Source organism: Corynebacterium xerosis NBRC 16721 = ATCC 373 (assembly GCF_001552415.1).
Taxonomy (GTDB): domain Bacteria; phylum Actinomycetota; class Actinomycetes; order Mycobacteriales; family Mycobacteriaceae; genus Corynebacterium; species Corynebacterium xerosis.
In genome coordinates this window covers 229435-248877 of the sequence record NZ_BCRD01000005.1, presented here as the reverse complement: position 1 = coordinate 248877, position 19443 = coordinate 229435, and the positions used below count along the sequence as shown (strand labels likewise).

Below are 19443 nucleotides of genomic sequence, written 5' to 3'. Positions count from 1 at the left end.
CGATAACTCATGGGAATCTTCGATTCGATGTTCGGCGGTGGCCGTCGCAAAGCAACCGGCGCACTCGCCGAGTTCTACGACGTCCCGCTGCAGCAGGACCGCTGGTTGGCGGTGGACGTGGAGACCACGGGCCTCGACCCGAACAAGGACCGTCTGCTGTCGATCGGCTGGGTGCCGGTCGACGGCGACGAGATCATCCTCGGCGGCGCCGGCCACGTGGTGCTGCGCGGCGCGGAAGGGGAGGCGTCGGTCGGCGAATCCGCGACGCTCCACGGCCTGACCGATGACGCCATCGCCGAGGGCGTCGACCCCCGCGAGGCGATGGAGATGGTGCTCCACGCGCTCAAGGGGCGCAGGCTGCTGGCGCATTTCGCGAAGCTGGAGACGGGCTTCCTGGACAAGGCCTGCCGCCAGCATTTCGGCGCCGGGCTCAAGGTCGAGGTCGCCGACACCATGCAGCGCGAGTACCGCAAGTACCAGGCCGCCGACCGCGAGCCGCGCCGCGACGAGCTGCGCCTGTGGACCGTCCGCGAACGATACGGGCTCGCCCCCTACAAGGCGCACCACGCGTTGACCGACGCATTGTCCGGCGCCGAGCTGTGGCTGGCGCAGGACGCGGCGGGGCTGCCGCGGTAGCGGGGTGCCCCCGGCGGCGTGGGGCCGATCACCGTGTGCCGGGTGCGGGCATGTAACCTGTCCCGCATGCGTATTGCTCGAATCGCCCACCCCGAGGGCATGTGTTTCGCGCTGGTCGAAGGCGAAGATGACGGTGTTCAGCTGCACGAGATCGAAGGCCATCCCTTCGGCGAGGTGACCAAGACCGGCCGCTCCTGGCCGCTGGCCGACGTGCGCCTGCTCGCGCCGATGCTGCCGTCGAAGGTGGTCGCCATCGGCCGCAACTACGCCGACCACGTCAAGGAGGTCTTCAAGACCTCCGGCGAGTCGCTGCCGCCGACGATGTTCCTCAAGCCGCCGACGGCCGTCATCGGCCCCGAGGCGCCCATCCGCATCCCGGAGTTCGCCACGAAGGTGGAGTTCGAGGGCGAGCTGGCCATCGTCATCGGCAAGCCCTGCAAGAACGTCAAGGCCGCCGACGCCGAGTCCGTGATCTTCGGCTACACCATCGTCAACGACGTCTCGTCGCGCGATCTGCAGTTCGCCGACGGCCAGTGGGCGCGCGCGAAGGGCATCGACACGTTCTGCCCGATCGGCCCGTGGATCCAGACCGAGCTGGATTACGAGAACCTGCCCATCAAGGCGCACCTGACCCAGAACGGCGTCACCGAGACCAAGCAGGACTCCAACTCCGACCAGATGATCATGTCGATCCCGGAGATCATCGAGTTCCTCACCGCCTCGATTACCCTGCTGCCGGGCGACATCATCTGCACGGGTTCTCCGGCGGGCACCGCCGAGATGTTCCCGGGCGACCGCATCGAGATCGAGATCCCGGGCATCGGCAAGCTGGCCAACCCGGTCGAGCGCGCGTAGTCCGCTTCACCGCTTTCGCTTGACGACGAACCCCTCCCGGACCTTTTCAGGTCGGGGAGGGGTTTTCGCGTGCCCGGGTGGGAGCACGGGCAGAGGTCAGAGCCCGAAGGCGCGCAGTACGGTGCGCAGCTTCGCCGTGGTTTCGGCGAGCTCCTCTTCGGGGTTCGAGTCGGCGACGATGCCGCCGCCGGCCCACAGGCGGGCCTCGGTGCCCGCGGCGTCGATCTCGGCGCACCGGATGGACACGACGAATTCGCCGTCGCCCTCGGAGTCGCACCAGCCGACGCAGCCGGCGTAGAAGCCGCGGTCGGACTCGATGGCCTCGATGACGCTCATGGCCGATTCGGTCGGCGTGCCGCAGATCGCCGGGGTGGGGTGGACCAGCAGGGCCAGGTCGAGGGCGGAGATGACCGGGTCCTTCAGTTCGCCCCGGATGAAGGTGCCCAGGTGCCACATCTCGGAGGTGCTCAGCAGCTGCGGCTCGTGGGGGACGTCGAGGTGCGAGCACAGCGGGGCGAGGTTGTCGGCGATGTCGTCGACGACGAACTCGTGTTCCTCGTTGTTCTTGCGCGAGGCCATGAGCTTCGCGGCGGCGGCCTCGTCGGCCGCGCGGTCGCGGGAGCGGGGCGCCGAACCGGCCAGCGGGAACGCCTCGACGATGCGGCCGCGGCGGCGCACCAGCATCTCGGGGGAGGACCCGATGAGCATGCGGCCGGTGAATCGCCCGCCGGCCGGGCCGAGGTCGGCGACGAAACCGTCGCGGTTGGGGGAACCGTCGATGAGGCGGGAGGACAACTGCAGCGGGTCGATCGCCGGATCGATGGCCAGGTCGATGGCCCGTGCCAGAACGACCTTGTCCATGCCGGAGACCTTGATGGTGCGGATGGCGGCGTCGAGGCGCTCGAGGTGCTCCTCCGGCGCCGGGTCGTGGCCGACGATGCGGGCCTTGATCTCCGGCGGATTCCACCGGTAGTGGGCCGGCGGCTCCAGCGGCTGCTCGGAGCGGATGATCTCGCGCGGCACGGTCAGGGCGGCGGGGCGCTCGGGATTGAACGGGATGGCGCCGACGATCATCTGGTGCTCACCGCGGCGCAGGCGCTCGGCGGCCAGCCACGGGTCGCTGTACGTGGCCAGGGATCCCTGCGTGCGCACGGAACCGTGGCTGCGGGAGAGCAGGAAGTCGGGGGCCGTTGCGGGGCGCCCGTCGAAGGGGCCGCGTCGCCCGCGGACGCATTCGTCGCCTTCCGAGGTCATCGGACCCGTTCACCGCCTTCCCGCACTCGGCCGGAAACCCGATCGGAGCCATGCGGTGAGTGATCCACGCCACCGCGGGAGTCGTCGTTCCCGGTGTATCCCGATGATACCCAGCAGGTCGCCGGGAACCGATTCGCAGGTGAAACCTCCATGTCAGGGGCGATTCCCGCCGTCTCAGCCGCGCCCGCCGAAGGGCATTCCCGCGGCGGTGACCGTGAGCTGGTCCACCACCGCGCCCGCGGGCAGCGACGCCGCGTAGGCGAATGCGCGGGCGGCTTCGGCCGCGGGGAAGGTCGGCTCGACCAGGTGCGATCCGTCGGCCTGCAGCGCGCCGGTCGACGCGCCGAAACCGGCGAGCAGCCCCGTCGCGGCGTTGCCGACGTCGATGCGCGTGGCGGTGATCCCGTGCGGGCGCCCGTCGAGCGCTGTGACTGCGGCGAGGCCGGCCAGGCCCGCCTTCGACGCCGCGTACGGCGCGGAATGCGGGCGGGGAGTCTGGGCGGCGATGGAGCCGTTGAAGATGATTCGCCCGCCCGCCGGATCCTGCGCCGCCATGGCGCGGAAGGCACCGCGCGCAGTGAGGAACGCGCCGGTCAGGTTGATCTCCACCGTCTCGCGGAAGCCGTCGGCACTCATCTCTCCCAGCGGTGCGGTCGGCCCGGGTACGCCGGCATTGATCACGGCCAGGTCGAGGCGGCCAAAGTCGGCGGCGATGCCGGCGAACAGTGCGTCGACGTCGGATTCGTCGATGACGTCGCAGCGCGCCCAGCTCAGCGCGTCGGGGGATTCGGCGCACACGGCTTCGAGAGGGGCGGGCGTGCGTCCGCAGATGCGCACGGTCCACCCGTCGGCGACGAGGGCCCGGGCGACTTCGGCGCCGATGCCCGCCCCGCCGCCGGTGACCAGCGCGTAGCGTGCGCGGTCGCCGTGGTTGCGGTGGTCACGGTGGTCTCCACCGTCCGTCACGTCCGGGCCGTCGCCGGCTTCGTTCATGGCTCGCATGGATCGAATTGTGGCACGGGCCACTAATCTGGACGCCATGACCCCCGCGAACGACACCCCGGACCACGTCACCGGCACTGATCACATCACCGGCACCGATCACGTCGCCAACTGCTCCATCCACCATCCCGGCCGCACTCCCGCGGAGGCCATGCGCGCCGCCGCGGCCGCCGGCTACCGCGAGGTCGAGTTCTGGTGGCCGTTCGCGGCGGAGGAGCCGTCGGAAAGCGAAATCCTGGAATTTGCGGCTGCTCTCGACGATGCGGGCGTGCGGCTGGTCGCCATCAACCTGTGGGCCGGCGACATGGCCGCGGGGGAGCGCGGGGTGCTGCACGAACGCATGCTTTCCGACGGCCACCTCGCCGCCGTCCGCCGACTGCGCGAACTGACCGGCGTGTCCATGGGCAATCTGCTCCCCGGCGCGGGAGGCCCCGAAGTGACCGAGACGCAGCGGCGTCATGTCCGGGCGGTCGCCGAGGCGCTGCCCGGGTTCACCCCGCTGATCGAACCGCTGTCCGGCAACCCCGAGCTGCCGGTGCGCGACCCGTGGACCGCGGTCGAGCTGTGCCGCGAAACCGGGGCGGGCCTGCTGCTCGACGTGTTCCACCTGGCCGAGCTCGGCGCCGACGTCGACGCGTGGCTCGATGACGTCGCGGCGGGGGAGCAACCGCTGCCGCACCACGTGCAGATCGCCGATTCCCCCGGCCGCGGGGCGCCGGGCACGGGCGCGGGGTTCACGGGGGCGGCGCCGATGCGCCGGTGGCTGGAGCGGCTCGAAGAGCTCGGCTACTCCGGGCGCATCGCCGACGAATGGGTCGGGCGGTAGCGTTCGGCCGTTCGTTCCCCATCGCCGGTTGGCCGCGAGCATGCAGGTGCGGGCGGGTATCGTCGTCAAGCATGTCTGATGTTCGCGTCCGCTTCTGCCCCTCACCGACCGGCACCCCCCACGTCGGCCTGATCCGCACCGCCCTGTTCAACTGGGCCTACGCCCGCCACACCGGCGGCACGCTCGTGTTCCGCATCGAGGACACCGATGCCGCGCGCGACTCCGAAGAGTCCTACCAGGCCATCATCGACGCCCTGACGTGGCTCGGCCTCGACTGGGACGAGGGCATCGACGTCGGCGGCCCGCACGGCCCGTACCGCCAGTCGCAGCGCAAGGACATCTACGCCGACGTCCTGGCCAAGCTCATCGAGTCCGGCGAAGCCTACGAGTCCTTCTCCACCCCGGAGGAGACCGAGGCCCGCCACCGCGCCGCCGGCCGCGACCCCAAGCTCGGCTACGACAACCACGACCGAAACCTCACCGACGAGGAGAAGGCCGCCTTCCGTGCCGAGGGCCGCAAGCCCGTCATCCGCCTGCGCATGCCCGACGAGGACATCGCCTTCGACGACCTCGTCCGCGGCCGCGTCGAGTTCAAGGCCGGCGTCGTCTCCGACTTCGTCATCGCCCGCTCCACCGGCGAGCCGCTGTACACCCTGGTCAACCCGGTCGACGACGCGCTGATGGAGATCACCCACGTCCTGCGCGGCGAGGACCTCCTGCCGTCGACCCCGCGCCAGATCGCCCTGTATCGCTCCCTCGAGCGCATCGGCATCGGCTCCGGCGCCCCGAAGTTCGGCCACCTGCCGTTCGTCATGGGCGAGGGCAACAAGAAGCTGTCCAAGCGCGACCCCGAGTCCGACCTGTTCATCCACCGCCGCAACGGCTTCCTGCCCGAGGGGCTGCTGAATTACCTGGCGCTGCTCGGCTGGTCCATCTCCGCGGACAACGAAGTCTTCTCCATGGACGAGATGGTCGCCGCGTTCGACGTCGCCGACGTCAACTCCAACCCGGCGCGCTTCGACCAGAAGAAGGCCGACGCCATCAACGCCGAGCACATCCGCCTGCTGGACCCGGAGGACTTCGCTGCCCGCCTGCGCACCTACCTCGCCGAGACCCGCGATTGGCCGATCGACTACCCGGCCAAGGATTTCGCCTTCCTGGCGGAGATGGTGCAGACGCGCATCAAGACCCTCGGCGAGGCGTGGGACCTGGTGAAGTTCCTCGTCGTGTCCGACGACGAGTTCCAGCTCGACGAGAAGTCCGCCCGCCGCAACCTCAAGGAGGACGCCGTGGCCGCGCTCGACGCGACCATCGCGGCCGTCGAAGGCCTGCCGGAGGAGGAGTTCACCACCCCGGCCATCGAGGCCGCCCTGCAGAAGGCGCTCATCGAGGATCTGGAGCTCAAGCCCCGCAAGGCGTTCGGCCCCATCCGCGTGGCCGTCACCGGCGCGCAGGTGTCGCCGCCGCTGTTCGAGTCCATGGAGCTGCTGGGCCGCGAGAAGTCGCTGGCGCGCCTGAAGGCCGCCCGCGAGGTCACCCCGTGGCAGTCGGAGCCCGCGCAGTAGGGGGACGGGCCGGCTTTCGCTTTGCGACGATGCGGTCCACCGTCATCGTCGCCAAGCGAATTACGCGCTTGTTTTCCCTCTGACCAGCGGATTTGTGTGGGTGCGCGCGTTCTGGCTATATTAGTCCTCGTTGCAACGGCAGCCGGTCGCAAGGCCGGGAGTCAGAGCATGATGGCCTATGGTGTAATTGGCAACACAGCGGTTTCTGGTACCGTCGTTCTAGGTTCGAGTCCTGGTAGGCCAGCTGAATTCCAGCTGATCAGCAATGATTTGCAGCGAGTTCTGCGCCCCGTTCGTCTAGCGGCCTAGGACGCCGCCCTCTCACGGCGGTAGCACGGGTTCAAATCCCGTACGGGGTACGACGAAGAAGACCTCCACCTTTCCGGTGGGGGTCTTCTTTTTTGCGTCGGCGGGGATCGGCGACTGGGTGGGCCGCGTGCGGGATGCACGTAACCCCGGACGCTTTCGCTCATTCGTCGCACGAAACGCCGGAAGCGTCCGGGCTTCGGTGTAGCACGCCCGCGAAGATCCGAAAATGCGGGTTCACCAGGCGATTAGGAGGGCGCGGCGGGGTGTTGCTAATCTTCTTCACGTCAGCGCAGAACGGGCGGGAACGAAAGATTCCGACCGCGATCGCCGTCCGAGCCCCGTTCGTCTAGCGGCCCAGGACACCGCCCTCTCACGGCGGCGGCACGGGTTCAAATCCCGTACGGGGTACAACGAAGAAGGCCTCCACCATCAGGTGGGGGCCTTCTTTCGCGTCGGGCGTCGACTCAGGGTTCCAACGTCGCGCGGCGCCGCTCGTCGTCGCGGGGGCCGACGGCCAGCGCCACCGCGGGGAACACGGCCGACAGGGCGAACAGCGCGGGGAAACCGATGCCGGCGACGACGGCACCGGCCAATGGGGGAGTGGCGGCGTAAATGATGTTCTGGAACGTGTTCTGGGTGCCCAGCGCGCGGCCCGACCACAGCGGTCCGGCGTACTCGGCCACGGCGGTGAACGCGAGGCCATTCGGGGAGACCGACGCGACGGCCAGCGCCGCGACTATGATCGTCGCGACGATGCCCAGGGGAGACGTGGCGAAAGTGTCGGCTCCGGGTCCTTCGGAGGTGCCCGCCGCCCAACCTGCGCCGAGGCCGTCGAAAAGCGCCATGAGCAACAGCAAGCCGAGCGTGACCACGGCGACGTGCCGGTACGGGCGCAGGCGCGAGCGCGCCCGGTCGGAGATGAAGCCCATCGCCGCACGCGAGCCCGCGCCGCAGAGCTGGGCGATCATGACGATGACGCCGGCGGAGACCTCCGAATGCCCGCGAGCGATGAGCCACACGAGGATGAAGGAGCCCATCATCGACTGCGGCCACGACAGCATCGCCGACGCCACGTGGATGCGCACCAGGTACCGCGAACCGCGATAGGGGCTCACGGCGGCCGCCGCGTGGTCGGCGGAACCCGACTCCGGGCGCGGCGGATCCTTGATGCCCAGCAGGCACGCCAGGGCCAGCACGGCGCAGAGCGCGGCGGCGAAGGCCAGCGCCGTCCGGATGCCGTGGGTGGCCGCCAGCACCGGCAAAGTCACCGCTGATAGTGCGGCGCCGATCGGCTGCGCCATCTGCCGGATGCCCATCGCGGTGCCGCGCTGCGACGGCGGGTACCAGCCCGACACCACGCGCCCCGAGGCGGAATTCACCGACGCCGCCGCGCAGCCCGCGAAGAACAGCGCCCCGGCCAGCGCGACGGCACCGCTTTCCGACGCCCACGCGGCCACTCCCGTCATCGCCGCCGTCGAGCCCAGGCCCAACGACAGGGCGGCGCGCTCGCCGAAGACGTCGACGAACCAGCCCCACGCGATGAGCGTGACCACGATGCCGGCGGCCGGCATCGCGGCGATCAGCCCCGCGGCCGGCAGCGACAGCCCCGTCGCGGTCAACGCGGGGATGAGGAAGGGCGTGCCCATGTGGACGACGGAGGATCCGACGGCCGCGAGCGTCGACAAGCCGAGGACGAAATGCCGGTAACCCGGCGACATCTGCGCCGGGGACCCGGGTTCGGGGGAGCGCGGCTCGGAGGGCACTACAACCGCTTCTCCATGTCGGCCGCGGCCGTGAGGACCTCCCGGCCCCACGCTTCGAACGGCGACGGCGACAGGCGCTCGACGGGCCCGGAGATCGACAGCACCGCCACGATTTCGCCGGCGCCATCGCGCACGGGCGCCGACACGCTGGCCAGCGCCGGGTCACGCTCGCCCATGGACTCGGCCCAGCCCTGCTTGGCGACGTCGTCCAGTTCGGCCGCATCGAAGTCGGCGCCCGGCAAAATGCGTTCGGCCAAACCGGGAGGGCCGTAGGCCAGCAGGATCTTCGCGGCGGAACCGGCCGACAAGGGCATGCGCGAACCGACGGGGACCGTGTTGCGCAGGCCCGTCGGCGGTTCGAGGGAGGCGATGCACGTGCGGGTGTCGCCGGTGAGGCGATAGAGCTGGACGGACTCGCCGGTGGTCTCCATCAGGCGCGGCAGCACGTGGGCGGCGGCGTCGGCGAGCAGGTCGGACGTGACCGGCGTGAGGTCGGTCAGGCCCGGTCCCGTGGTCCAGCGGCCGTCGGGCGTGCGCGTGACCAGACGGTGCACCTCCAACGCGGTCGCCAGGCGGTGCGCCGTGGCGCGCGGCAGGCCCGTGCGCTCGCACAACTCGGCCAGCGTGCAGGGGCCGGCGGCGACGGTGGTGAGGATGAGGACCGAACGGTCGAGGACCTTGATCCCGCTCATCGGGGCGGCGTCGGCTGTGCTAGTCTGTCCCATGCCATGATATTAACATCTCACGATCTGGGACGCTGTCACCGGCGTTCACGGAAGGCCGCTCACCCCGGCCGAAAGCGCCCGATCACAGGATGACACAGCAGCCCATCACGACCCGAGAGGTGACCATGAGCACCACGGACGCCAGCCCGAAGACGCTCGCCGAAAAGGTGTGGCGCGACCACGTCGTCAAGCAGGGGGAGAACGGTGAACCCGATCTCATCTACATCGACCTGCACCTCGTCCACGAAGTGACCTCCCCGCAGGCCTTCGACGGCCTGCGCCTGGCCGGGCGCCCCGTGCGCCGGCCGGACCTCACCATCGCCACCGAGGACCACAACGTGCCCACCGACGGCATCGGCGGCGGCGCGATCGAGCTCATCAAGGAGCCGACGTCGCGCACCCAGATCGCCACGCTGCGCTCCAACGCCGAGGAGTTCGGCATTCGCCTGCACCCCATGGGCGACCGTGAGCAGGGCATCGTCCACGTCGTCGGCCCCCAGCTGGGCCTGACCCAGCCGGGCACCACCGTCGTGTGCGGCGACTCGCACACCGCCACGCACGGCGCGTTCGGCGCCATGGCCTTCGGCATCGGCACCTCCGAGGTCGAGCACGTCCTGGCCACCCAGACGCTGCCGCTCAAGCCGTTCAAGACCATGGCCGTCAACGTCTCCGGCGAGCTGCGCCCCGGCGTGACGTCCAAGGACCTGATCCTGGCCATCATCGCCAAGATCGGCACCGGCGGCGGCCAGGGCCACGTCATCGAGTACCGGGGCGAGGCCATCGAGAAGCTGTCGATGGAAGCGCGGATGACCATCTGCAACATGTCCATCGAGGCCGGCGCCCGCGCGGGCATGATCGCCCCCGACGCCGTGACCTACGAGTACCTGAAGGGCCGCCCGCACGCCCCGCAGGGCGAGGAGTGGGACGCCGCCGTCGAGTACTGGGAGTCGCTGGTCACCGACCCCGACGCCGAGTTCGACACCGTCGTCGACATCGACGGCTCCGCCCTGACCCCGTTCGTCACCTGGGGCACCAACCCCGGCCAGGGCGTCCCCCTGGGCGAGACCGTGCCGGATCCGGAGCTGATCTCCGGTGACGACGAGCGCCTGGCCGCCGAGCGAGCCCTGGAGTACATGGACCTGAAGCCGGGCACGCCGATGCGCGAGGTGCCCGTCGACGTCGTGTTCGTCGGCTCCTGCACCAACGGCCGCATCGAGGACATGCGCGCCGTCGCCGACGTCCTGCGCGACCGTTCCGTCGCCGAGGGCGTCCAGATGCTCGTCGTGCCCGGCTCCGCCCGCGTCCGCGAGCTCGCCGAGGCCGAGGGCCTCGACGCCGTGTTCACCGCCGCCGGCGCCGAATGGCGCCAGCCCGGCTGCTCGATGTGCCTGGGCATGAACCCCGACCAGCTCGAGCCCGGCCAGCGCTGCGCCTCGACCTCGAACCGCAACTTCGAGGGGCGCCAGGGCAAGGGCGGCCGCACGCACCTGGTCAGCCCCGCCGTCGCCGCCGCCTCCGCCGTCGCCGGCCACCTGGCGTCGCCGGAAGACCTGTAGCACCGACCACCGACACGTACTTCCCGAAAGGACTCCGACCATGGAGAAGTTCACCACCCACACCGGTGTCGGCGTGCCGCTGCGGCGCTCCAACGTCGACACCGACCAGATCATCCCGGCGGTCTACCTCAAGCGCGTCACCCGCACGGGCTTCGAGGACGGCCTGTTCAAGAACTGGCGCGTCAACGAGGACGGTTTCGTGCTCAACCGCCCGGTCTACGCCAACGGCTCCGTGCTGGTGGCCGGCCCCGACTTCGGCACTGGCTCGTCGCGCGAGCACGCGGTCTGGGCGCTGATGGATTACGGCTTCCGCGTCGTCATCTCCTCCCGCTTCGCCGACATCTTCCGCGGCAACTCCGGCAAGGCCGGCCTGCTGGCCGCCCAGATGGAGCAGTCCGACGTCGAGCTGCTGTGGAAGAAGATGGAGGCCGAGCCGGGCCTGGAATTGACCGTCGATTTGGAAGCGCGCACCGTCACCGCCGGTGATTCGGTGCTGCCTTTCGACGTCGACGACTACACCCGTTGGCGCCTTCGCGAAGGACTTGACGACATCTCGTTGACTCTGCGAAATGAAGCCGAAATTAACGCTTTTGAGGAATCTCGGCCGTCGCACAAGCCGCGTACCCTGCAGTAATCGGCCCCGATTGCCCGGGGGAAGGGCGCCACGCTCGCGTGGCGCCCTTTCGCATGCGCGGTTAAGTTGAGGGGAGAACGGTGAATTGGGAGTTCAATCGGGGCGGTAGCGTAGTTCTATGAATCGCCTCCGTGTCGGTCCGCCCACGTCATCCCGAACCGACTCGCCCGCGAAATTCCTGGAGGCACTCGCGATGAACAAGGCCGATCTCGTCGCCGAACTCGCCGAGAAGCTGGACATCAATCAAGCCGACGCGGCAGCGGCCATCGAGGGGGCGCTCGACATCATCGTCCGTTCCGTGGCGCAGGGGAAGTCGGTGACCATCATGGGCTTCGGCACCTTCGAGGCCCGCGAACGCGCCCCCCGCACCGCACGCAACCCTCACACCGGCGATCCCATCGAGGTCCCCGCGACCCGCAGTCCCGCGTTCCGCCCCGGCAATTACTTCCGCGCCGTGGTCAAGGACGGCAGGGAAGACGACGGCGGCATCTCGGTGCGCCGCTCGTCGTCGCACACCGGCTTCGACGCCTGAGCCGGCACTTACTTCACGGGCAGCGCGCTGGCGTAGTAATCGGCGGTGGTGAGCACCCCGTCGTTAAATCCCAGGACCCACGCCGAACCCTTCTTGCAGGGGATCTCTTCCAGGGGCAGGGTGCCGTTGGCCGACAGCCAGGCGATGGTGTCCGGGATGACCGTGCCCTGAGCGCAGATGACGGACACGCCGCCCTCGGCGACGACCTCCATGAAGCGGCGCTGCGAGTCCACCAGCCGGGAAATGCAGGCGACGTCGCCGAAGAGCTCGTCGACCACCACGTCGGCGCCCAGTTCCGAGGCCAGCGGTTCAACCGTGTGGCTGCAGCGCACCGGCTCCGCCGAGTAGACCCGCTCCGGGCGGAACGGCAGAAGCCCCGGCACCAGAAGCTCCGCCTGGCGGCGGCCCTTCTTGTCCAGCGGCCGAAGATTGTCGTCGCCCGCCCAGTTCTTGCGGGAATGCGCCCGGCCGTGACGGACGTAAATGATGCGCGTGTCCGGCTCGTTGCCCAGCCGCTTGCGGGCCTTGTTCAGCACGTCGACGTCGAGGTCGTAGGTCAGCAGCTCCGCGGCCTCGTCGAAGCTGACCCAGCGCAGCTCGTCGACCTCCGAATTGGCGGTGAACTCGCCGTCCAGGACTTCCGCGGTCCAGTACCAGACCAGCTTCGTGCGCCCGGCGACCGGATACGAGACGTTGCCCAGAAGCTTGCCCAGGCGGACCGTGTAACCGGTTTCCTCGCGGATCTCGCGCTCGGCGGTCATCGGCAAGTTCTCGCCCGGATCGAGCTTGCCCTTGGCCAGCGACCAGTCGTCGTAACCGGGGCGGTGGATGATGCCGATCTCCGGCTCGTCGACGTCCCCGCGCCACAGGACGGCGCCGGCGGCGTACGTCGGCTTGGACACCCCCTCGCCCGGATCGGCGGGGATCTCCCGGAACCGCCCCGTCAGGCTCTGGTCGTTGTCCTTGTCCTTGTCGTTTTCATGCAACGTCATCTTGCTTGCTCCTGTGCGCCGATGGGCGCGGTACTCGACGGTCGACGGGGCTGGTGCTTCGACCAAGCATAACCCCGCCGCAGGTGGCTCACCCGTCGAACGCCTGGCGGCCGACCATGGCTAGGCTTGTCGGCGAAAGGGGTTCCGGGAGCGGGGTTCCCGTGGTCTCCTGGAGCATGATTCAGCCGAGGGCAACCGGAAGGAGCGACCGATGGTCGACGTCGCCGTGATGGGCGCGGGTTCGTGGGGGACGACGCTGGCCAAGGTCTTCGCCGACGCGGGCAACCCGGTGCGGTTGTGGGCGCGGCGCGGCGAGCAGGCCGAGCGCATCCAGACCACCCGCGAGAATTCCGATTACCTGCCGGGCCTGGTGCTGCCGGAGAACATCACCGCCGGCGACGACGCGGCCGCGACGCTCGACGGAGCGGACATCGTGGTGCTGGCCGTGCCCTCGCAGACGCTGCGCGTGAATCTGGCGGAATGGCGCGACCTCATCGCACCGCAGGCGACGCTGCTGAGCCTGGCCAAGGGCATCGAGCGCGAATCGCACAAGCGCATGAGCGAGGTCATCACCGAAGTCGCCCAGGTGCCGGAGGAACGCGTCGCCGTTTTGTCCGGCCCGAACCTCGCCCGCGAGATCGCCGCCGGTCAGCCCGCCGCGACCGTCATCGCGTGCACCGACGTCACCCGTGCCCAGCTGGTGCAGGCGGCCGTGGCCACCGGCTACTTCCGCCCGTACACCAACCCCGACGTCATCGGCTGCGAGATCGGCGGCGCGTGCAAGAACGTCATCGCGCTGGCGTGCGGCATGGCCACGGGCCAGGGGCTGGGCGAAAACACGCTGGCGACCATCATCACCCGCGGCCTGGCGGAGATCACCCGTCTCGGCGTCGCCGCCGGCGCGCAGGAGAAGACCTTCTCCGGCCTGGCCGGCCTCGGCGATCTCGTGGCCACCTGCTCGTCGCCGCTGTCGCGCAACCGCACCTTCGGCGAGCGCATGGGCCGGGGCGACACCGTGGAGGAGGCGCAGCACGCCACCCGCGGCCAGGTCGCCGAGGGCGTCATCTCGTCGATCTCGGTGCGCGAGCTCGCCCACGAGCATGGCGTGGAAATGCCGATCACGGAGGCCGTCCACGCCGTGTGCCATCAGGGCGTGTCCGTCGACGAGATGATCCGCGCGTTGATGGGCCGCTCCCGCAAGGCGGAATAGCCGCCGCCGGCGCGGTGCGGCGGAAACCGGCGTGCGCCGGGCCGTCGTCAAGCGAAATGCGGTCCGGCCCCGGGGGTAGGATGCGAAACCATGACTTCGCCTGCACAGCGCACCACCGATGACCGCATCGCCGTCGCCGTCCTCTACGGCGGCGCGAGCCCCGAGCACAACGTCTCCTGCGTGTCCGCGGGCGCGATCATGGCCCACCTGGACCCGGAGGTCTACCGCGTGGTGCCGGTCGGCATCACCCGCGGCGGCACGTGGACGCCCGGCACGGCCGACCCGGAGGCGCTGAGCAAGCACGGCCGCGAACTGCCGCACGTGCCCGACGTCGGGGACGGCGGCGCCGAGCTGCAGCTGTCCGCCGACCCGTCGCGCAAGGGCGAGCTGCGCTACGTCGCCGGGCCCGCGGCCGGCGAGGTCCACGACATCGTCGACGTGGTGTTCCCGGTGCTGCACGGCCCCAACGGCGAGGACGGGACCATCCAGGGTCTGCTCGAGCTGTCGCGGATCCCGTTCGTCGGCCCGGGCGTGCTGGCGTCGGCGGCGGGCATGGACAAGGAGCGCACCAAGAACCTCGCGGTGGCCGGCGGCATTCCGGTGGGGGAGCAGGCCGTGCTGGCGGAGGGCGAGGAGCTGGCGGACTCCGACCGCGGCCGCCTGGGGTTGCCCGTGTTCGTCAAGCCCGCGCGCGGCGGGTCGTCGATCGGCATTTCCAAGGTGGATTCCTGGGAGGAGTTCGCGGCGGCGCTGGAGCTGGCGCGGGCGCACGACTCGAAGGTGATCGTGGAGAAGGGCATCGTCGGCGCCGAGGTCGAGTGCGGCGTGCTGCAGCGCCCCGACGGCGAGCTGGTGGCCTCGGCTCCCGCGCAGCTGGCCGGCACCGAGGACTCCGACGAGGGCTTCTACGGCTTCGACACCAAGTACCTCGACGACGTGGTCACCGCGCAGATCCCGGCGCAGCTGCCCGCCGAGACAATTGCACAGGTGCAGGAGCTGTCCAAGCTGGCATTCCGCTCGATCGGCTGCGACGGCCTGACCCGCGTCGACTTCTTCGTCACCGCCGACGGGCCAGTGCTCAACGAGGTCAACACCATGCCGGGCTTCACCCCGATTTCCATGTACCCGCAGATGTTCGCCGCCTCCGGCGTGACCTACCCGGAGCTGCTGGACACGCTCGTGCAGCGCGCGCTGGTCGCGCGTCGGTAGGCGGGGGCGCGGGTCGGACCTATTCCTCGCTGGGCGAGACGTTCTCGAGGTTCGCCGAGATGATGTTGGACATCTGCGGCAGGACCGCGGAGGCCTCCCCGACCGGCAGATGGACGGCGACGTAGCGCTCGCGGCCCATCGCGTACCACGTGCCCACGTCACCGGAGGACAGCGACGGCTCGGAGAACCACACGATGTCGTTGATCTGCGTCAACTGCTGCTCGGTGTCCTCGTAACCGGCCGGTTCCGCGAGGCCGCAGCGCAGCGAAATCACGCTGCCTGCCTCATCTGCCCAGACCACCGAGCCCTCGGGCAGATCGGCGTCTTCCACCCGCTCGCGCTCGCCGATGGTCTTCGGCAGCGCGGCCAGGACCGCGGAGCAGCGGCCGTCGGCCTGCGGGGCCTCGAGGTCCGTGAGCGGAACCGGGTTCGGGGCCGGGGCGTCGCCGATCTCGGCGTCGGGGAGCATGGCCTCGGACAGGTCCCCGATGGCGTCGGCGCGCGATGCATCGGCGGTCACCGCCACGACCGGGGTGCGGCCGACGGCGAACCACGTCGACAGGTCGGAGCCCTCGGTGGTGTCGTTGACGCGGACCCACGTGACGCCGTCGATCTCCTCGGTGGCCGACAGCTCCGTGTACTGCACCGGAACCGGGGCGCCGCACCGCAGCGTCACCCGCTCATCCGCGGTGTTGCGCCACACCGCCGCGCCCTTGGGGGCGGGGTCGGCGAGTTCGGCGCGGACCAGGCCATCCACGCGGTCCGGAAGGCGGTCGAGGAGCTCGGCGCACTTCGGGGAATCGTCGTCGGGCATCTCCGGCGACGACAGCATCACCGGGTTCCTGGCCTGATCGTCCTGGAAAAACTTCGCGCCGATGATGACGCCGAGGGTGAGCAGTACCGCGAGGGCCAGTGCGATGGCCGCGCGGCGCCGGTTACCCTGAGCGTGAACGTTTTCTCCCATGTGGGAAAAGTCTACTTCGCCCACGCCACGGGCGATGCGCCGCCCTGCGGCGCCCCGGAAGGAACGGTGACCCCAACCATGACGACAGTCGGAGAAGTCGGCGAGCACGCCGTGATCGCGGCGATCCGGGAAGTCGCGCCCTCGGCCCGCAACGGCGACGACGCCGCGGTGCTGTCCATGACCACGCCCAACGCCCGCTACATCGCGTCGACCGACATGCTCGTCGAGGGCCGCCACTTCTCCCTGGAATGGTCCACGCCCGAGCAGGTGGGGGCCAAGGCCGCCGTCCAGAACTTCGCCGACGTCGAGGCGATGGGCGCCCGCCCGACCGCCATCCTCATGGGCCTGTCCGTCCCGGAGGACACCGAACTCGACGTCGTCCGCGGCATTGCCCGGGGGCTGCGCGAGCAGGGCCGCAAATGCGCCGCGGAGCTGGTCGGCGGGGACATCGTCGGCGGCGACTCCCTGGTCATCTCCATCACGGCGATGGGCGAGCTCGGCGGCCCCGGCCGCCCGTTGGTCCGTTCGGCCGCCCGCGCCGGCGATACGGTCATCGCGGCCGGGCGGATCGGATACTCGGGCGCCGGCCTGGACCTGTTGACCCGATACGGGTCGCCGGCGGCGGTTCCGGAGAAATTCAGGGAGCTCGTCGACGCCCACCTGGTCCCCGATTTCGCCTACGGCCGCGGCCCCGTGGCGCGCGCGGCCGGCGTGGGCGCGCTGACCGACAATTCCGACGGCCTCGTCGTCGACCTGACCGAAATCGCGGTGGCCAGCAACGTCACCATCGACATCGACGAAGATGTCATCGCCCCGTCCGAGCTGCTCATGGCCGCGGCCGACGCCGTCGACACCGATCCGTGGCGGTGGGTGCTCGCCGGCGGGGAGGACCACACGCTGCTGGGGACCACCTCCGGCGAGCCGCCCACGGGTTTCCGGCCCATCGGCACTGTCCACCGCGATCGTGGTCTGCCGGTGTCCGTCGCCGGTCGCGAGCCGTGGCTGCGCGGGGGATGGGTGAGCTTCTGATGGCGGACTTCCACGGCCGCCCCCTGCCCGTCGAGGAGGGCTGGGCCCGCGCGTTGGAGCCGGTGGCGGATTCCATTCATGCCATGGGCGACTTCCTCCGCGCGGAAAACGAGGTCGGCCGCGGCTACCTGCCGGCGGGCGAGGACGTGCTGCGGGCGTTCACCACGCCTTTCGACGACGTCCGCGTCCTCATCGTCGGCCAGGACCCGTATCCCACGCCGGGCCATGCGATGGGGCTGAGCTTTTCGGTGCACCCGGACGTGCGGCCGCTGCCGCGGTCGCTCGCCAACATCTACCGCGAATACGAGTCCGACCTGGGGCTCACGGCCCCGGAACACGGGGACTTGTCGCGGTGGACGGACAACGGCGTGGCCCTGTTCAACCGGGTGCTCACGGTGCAGCCCGGCAAGCCCGCCTCGCACCGGCGCAAGGGGTGGGAGGACATCACCGCGGAGGCCATCCGCGCCCTCGCCCGCCGCGACGCGCCGTTGGTGGCGATCCTGTGGGGTCGCGACGCCCAGACCGCCCAGAAGCTGCTCGGCGACGTGCCGTGCATCTGTTCGGCGCACCCGTCGCCGCTGAGCGCGTCGCGGGGGTTCTTCGGTTCGCGGCCGTTCACCCGCGCCAACGACGCGCTGCGCGCGCTCGGGGCCGATCCGGTGGATTGGACGCTGTAATATGCCCGCCATGCCGCCGTCCGAACGGCCCACGCGCATCGATGGGCCCTCCCTGCTGAGTTGGGCCCGCCGTTGCGTGTCCGTGCTGGAACGGCGCCGCGAGGAAATCAACGAACTCAACGTCTTCCCCGTGCCCGACGCCGACACCGGCTCGAACATGGCCGCCACCATGTCCGCCGCGCTGGCGTCGGCGGAGTCTGCCGCCGAGAAGGCCGTGGAAAAGGCCGGGGCCGCGGCCGCCGGCCCCTTCGGTGCGGCCGGGCCGACGGGGGAGGCGTCGGCGGATGACGACGTGCCCGGCGCGCACGACATCGCCATCGCGTTGGCCGCCGGTGCTGTCCGCGGCGCGCGGGGCAATTCGGGGACCGTGTTGTCGCAGGTCCTGCGTGCGCTGGCGGAGGCTGCCGCCCCCGGCGGTTTCGGCGGCGAGCACGTGCAGAAGGCCCTGGACACCGCGGTGAGCCACGTCGACCGCGCCATCGCAGACCCGGTGGAGGGCACGATCCTCACCGTGCTGCGCCAGGCCGCGGTCGCCGCCGGCCAGCGCGACCCCGGCGATCTCGTCGACGTCATCGCCGCCGCCTCCGAGGCCGCGCGCCAGGCCCTCGACCGCACGCCCTCGCAGTTGCAGGCCCTGCGTGATGCGGGGGTCGTCGATGCGGGCGGCGCGGGGTTGGTGCTGCTTCTCGACGCGCTTCTCGACGAAGTGTCCGGCCAGGCCCCCGACGACCCCGACCTCCACGTCACGGCGTCGGCCGCGATCGGCCCGGAACTCGAGGTCATGCTGCTCATCGACGTGCCCGCCGACCGCATGGGGGAGTTTCGCGCCACCATGCACTCGCTGGGCAACTCGCTGGTCATCGCCGGAGAAGGCGGCGAGAAGCACATGATGCACATCCACTCCACCGACGCCGGCGCCGTCATCGAGGCGGCGCTGGACTTCGGCCGGCCGGAGAACATCCGCATCGAGGTGCTCGCCGACGTCATCGACGACGGGCAACGGGCGCCCGCCCGCTCCCTGCTGGCCGTCGCCCCGACCGGGCCGATCTCCGACCTGTTCGCCTCCGCCGGCGCGACCCCGGTGGGGCCGGACGGCGACGTGGTGGGGTCCATCCTGTCGGCCATCGCCGCGTTGCCCGGCGACGGCGACGTGCTGCTGCTGCCCAACGGGCTGGTGGGCAACCGCGAGCTGATCCAGGTGGAGCTGGCGGCGCAGGCCGGCGACCACTCCATCACCATCCTGCCCACGGCGACGCTGGCCAACGGTTTGGCCGCGGTGGCCGTCCACGATCCGACGATTCCGCTGGCCGTCGACGCCTACGCCATGAGCGAGGCCTCCGCCGGCATGCGCACCGCCACCCTCGGCGCCGCCCCGAGCGCCGGGCTCACCGCCGCCGGCCCGTGCGCCAAGGGCGACGTCCTGGCCACCGTCGGCGGCGACATCCTGGTCGTGGCGGACACGGTGGCCGAGGCCCTGTCGCGCACCGTCGAGCTGATGCTGCGCTCCGGCGGCGAACTGGTCACCGTGCTGCTGGGCACCGGCGTCGATCCCGAGTCGACCACGGCCCTGCGCCGTCGGTTGGAGGACGTCGCCCCCGGCGTCGACGTCACCGCCTACGCCGCCGACGGCATGACCGAGCTCGCCCAGATCGGCGTCGAGTAGCGGGGCGCGGCGATGCTGGGGTGGTTGGCCACGCCGACGGCA

18 protein-coding genes and 3 tRNA genes are annotated in these 19443 nt (G+C 70.5%); 15 read left to right on the top strand and 6 right to left on the bottom strand.

Annotated elements, in window-relative coordinates; all coding sequences use genetic code 11:
* Window positions 1-9: 9 nt before the first annotated feature.
* A complete protein-coding gene (locus tag CX1_RS09900) occupies window positions 10-636 on the top strand; it encodes an exonuclease domain-containing protein (protein WP_231129776.1) in 627 nt (208 codons plus the stop codon).
* Between the two features lie 66 nt (window positions 637-702).
* Window positions 703-1491 (top strand): fumarylacetoacetate hydrolase family protein, encoded by a 789-nt coding sequence (locus tag CX1_RS09895; protein ID WP_060925596.1) that lies wholly within the window; start codon window positions 703-705, stop codon window positions 1489-1491.
* Window positions 1492-1587: 96 nt separating this feature from the next.
* On the opposite strand, the gene CX1_RS09890 is transcribed toward CX1_RS09895, so the two are convergent.
* Both CX1_RS09890 and CX1_RS09885 read right to left on the bottom strand, forming a co-directional pair.
* Window positions 1588-2745: an isochorismate synthase gene (locus tag CX1_RS09890; RefSeq protein ID WP_060925595.1), complete on the bottom strand. Its 1158-nt coding sequence runs from the start codon at window positions 2743-2745 to the stop codon at window positions 1588-1590.
* A gap of 174 nt (window positions 2746-2919) precedes the next feature.
* The gene (locus CX1_RS09885) at window positions 2920-3747 is read right to left on the bottom strand and encodes an SDR family oxidoreductase (protein ID WP_255217655.1); all 828 of its coding nucleotides are present in this window, start codon (window positions 3745-3747) and stop codon (window positions 2920-2922) included.
* A 37-nt stretch (window positions 3748-3784) separates the two neighbouring features.
* Here CX1_RS09885 and CX1_RS09880 point away from each other — a divergent pair, with 37 nt between their 5' ends.
* The 5 genes from CX1_RS09880 (at window position 3785) to CX1_RS09860 (ending at window position 6855) form a co-directional block, all read left to right on the top strand.
* Window positions 3785-4573: a TIM barrel protein gene (locus tag CX1_RS09880; protein WP_046649454.1), complete on the top strand. Its 789-nt coding sequence runs from the start codon at window positions 3785-3787 to the stop codon at window positions 4571-4573.
* Between the two features lie 71 nt (window positions 4574-4644).
* Window positions 4645-6138 carry a glutamate--tRNA ligase gene (gene gltX / locus CX1_RS09875; RefSeq protein ID WP_046649453.1) on the top strand — a complete coding sequence of 498 codons (1494 nt, stop codon included), beginning with the start codon at window positions 4645-4647 and terminating at the stop codon, window positions 6136-6138.
* Between the two features lie 172 nt (window positions 6139-6310).
* Window positions 6311-6382, top strand: a tRNA-Gln gene (locus CX1_RS09870).
* Between the two features lie 42 nt (window positions 6383-6424).
* Window positions 6425-6497, top strand: a tRNA-Glu gene (locus CX1_RS09865).
* 285 nt (window positions 6498-6782) lie between these two features.
* Window positions 6783-6855 (top strand) — tRNA-Glu (locus CX1_RS09860).
* A gap of 56 nt (window positions 6856-6911) precedes the next feature.
* On the opposite strand, the gene CX1_RS09855 is transcribed toward CX1_RS09860, so the two are convergent.
* Together CX1_RS09855 and CX1_RS09850 are read right to left on the bottom strand one after the other, a co-directional pair.
* Entirely contained in the window at window positions 6912-8165 is a 1254-nt protein-coding gene (locus CX1_RS09855; RefSeq protein WP_060925594.1) for an MFS transporter, read from the bottom strand.
* A gap of 44 nt (window positions 8166-8209) precedes the next feature.
* Window positions 8210-8935: an IclR family transcriptional regulator gene (locus CX1_RS09850; RefSeq protein ID WP_046649452.1), complete on the bottom strand. Its 726-nt coding sequence runs from the start codon at window positions 8933-8935 to the stop codon at window positions 8210-8212.
* 125 nt (window positions 8936-9060) lie between these two features.
* On the opposite strand from CX1_RS09850, the gene leuC reads away from it, so the two are divergent.
* The 3 genes from leuC (at window position 9061) to CX1_RS09835 (ending at window position 11657) form a co-directional block, all read left to right on the top strand.
* Window positions 9061-10491 (top strand): 3-isopropylmalate dehydratase large subunit, encoded by a 1431-nt coding sequence (gene leuC / locus CX1_RS09845; protein WP_046649466.1) that lies wholly within the window; start codon window positions 9061-9063, stop codon window positions 10489-10491.
* Window positions 10492-10531: 40 nt separating this feature from the next.
* Window positions 10532-11125: a 3-isopropylmalate dehydratase small subunit gene (leuD, locus tag CX1_RS09840; protein WP_046649451.1), complete on the top strand. Its 594-nt coding sequence runs from the start codon at window positions 10532-10534 to the stop codon at window positions 11123-11125.
* A 193-nt stretch (window positions 11126-11318) separates the two neighbouring features.
* Window positions 11319-11657, top strand: a complete 339-nt coding sequence (locus CX1_RS09835; protein ID WP_060925593.1) for an HU family DNA-binding protein — start codon at window positions 11319-11321, stop codon at window positions 11655-11657.
* Window positions 11658-11665: 8 nt separating this feature from the next.
* On the opposite strand, the gene CX1_RS09830 is transcribed toward CX1_RS09835, so the two are convergent.
* Window positions 11666-12649, bottom strand: coding sequence for an NUDIX hydrolase (locus CX1_RS09830; RefSeq protein WP_046649450.1), 984 nt, complete (start codon window positions 12647-12649; stop codon window positions 11666-11668).
* Window positions 12650-12860: 211 nt separating this feature from the next.
* On the opposite strand from CX1_RS09830, the gene CX1_RS09825 reads away from it, so the two are divergent.
* Window positions 12861-13859: an NAD(P)H-dependent glycerol-3-phosphate dehydrogenase gene (locus CX1_RS09825; RefSeq protein WP_046649449.1), complete on the top strand. Its 999-nt coding sequence runs from the start codon at window positions 12861-12863 to the stop codon at window positions 13857-13859.
* Between the two features lie 90 nt (window positions 13860-13949).
* Window positions 13950-15068 (top strand): D-alanine--D-alanine ligase family protein, encoded by a 1119-nt coding sequence (locus CX1_RS09820; RefSeq protein WP_046649448.1) that lies wholly within the window; start codon window positions 13950-13952, stop codon window positions 15066-15068.
* 19 nt (window positions 15069-15087) lie between these two features.
* Here CX1_RS09820 and CX1_RS09815 read toward each other — a convergent pair whose 3' ends face one another.
* On the bottom strand, window positions 15088-16032 hold the full coding sequence (locus CX1_RS09815; RefSeq protein ID WP_046649447.1) for a DUF3515 domain-containing protein: 945 nt from the start codon (window positions 16030-16032) through the stop codon (window positions 15088-15090).
* A gap of 78 nt (window positions 16033-16110) precedes the next feature.
* Here CX1_RS09815 and CX1_RS09810 point away from each other — a divergent pair, with 78 nt between their 5' ends.
* From CX1_RS09810 to CX1_RS09800, 3 genes are read left to right on the top strand one after another with little or no spacing between them, the layout of a single operon-like run.
* A complete protein-coding gene (locus tag CX1_RS09810; protein ID WP_046649446.1) occupies window positions 16111-17061 on the top strand; it encodes a thiamine-phosphate kinase in 951 nt (316 codons plus the stop codon).
* Window positions 17061-17738, top strand: a complete 678-nt coding sequence (locus CX1_RS09805; RefSeq protein ID WP_046649445.1) for a uracil-DNA glycosylase — start codon at window positions 17061-17063, stop codon at window positions 17736-17738. Before CX1_RS09810 ends, CX1_RS09805 begins: the two co-directional genes overlap by 1 nt.
* 10 nt (window positions 17739-17748) lie before the next feature.
* The gene (locus CX1_RS09800) at window positions 17749-19401 is read left to right on the top strand and encodes a DAK2 domain-containing protein (protein ID WP_046649465.1); all 1653 of its coding nucleotides are present in this window, start codon (window positions 17749-17751) and stop codon (window positions 19399-19401) included.
* Window positions 19402-19443: the final 42 nt, after the last annotated feature.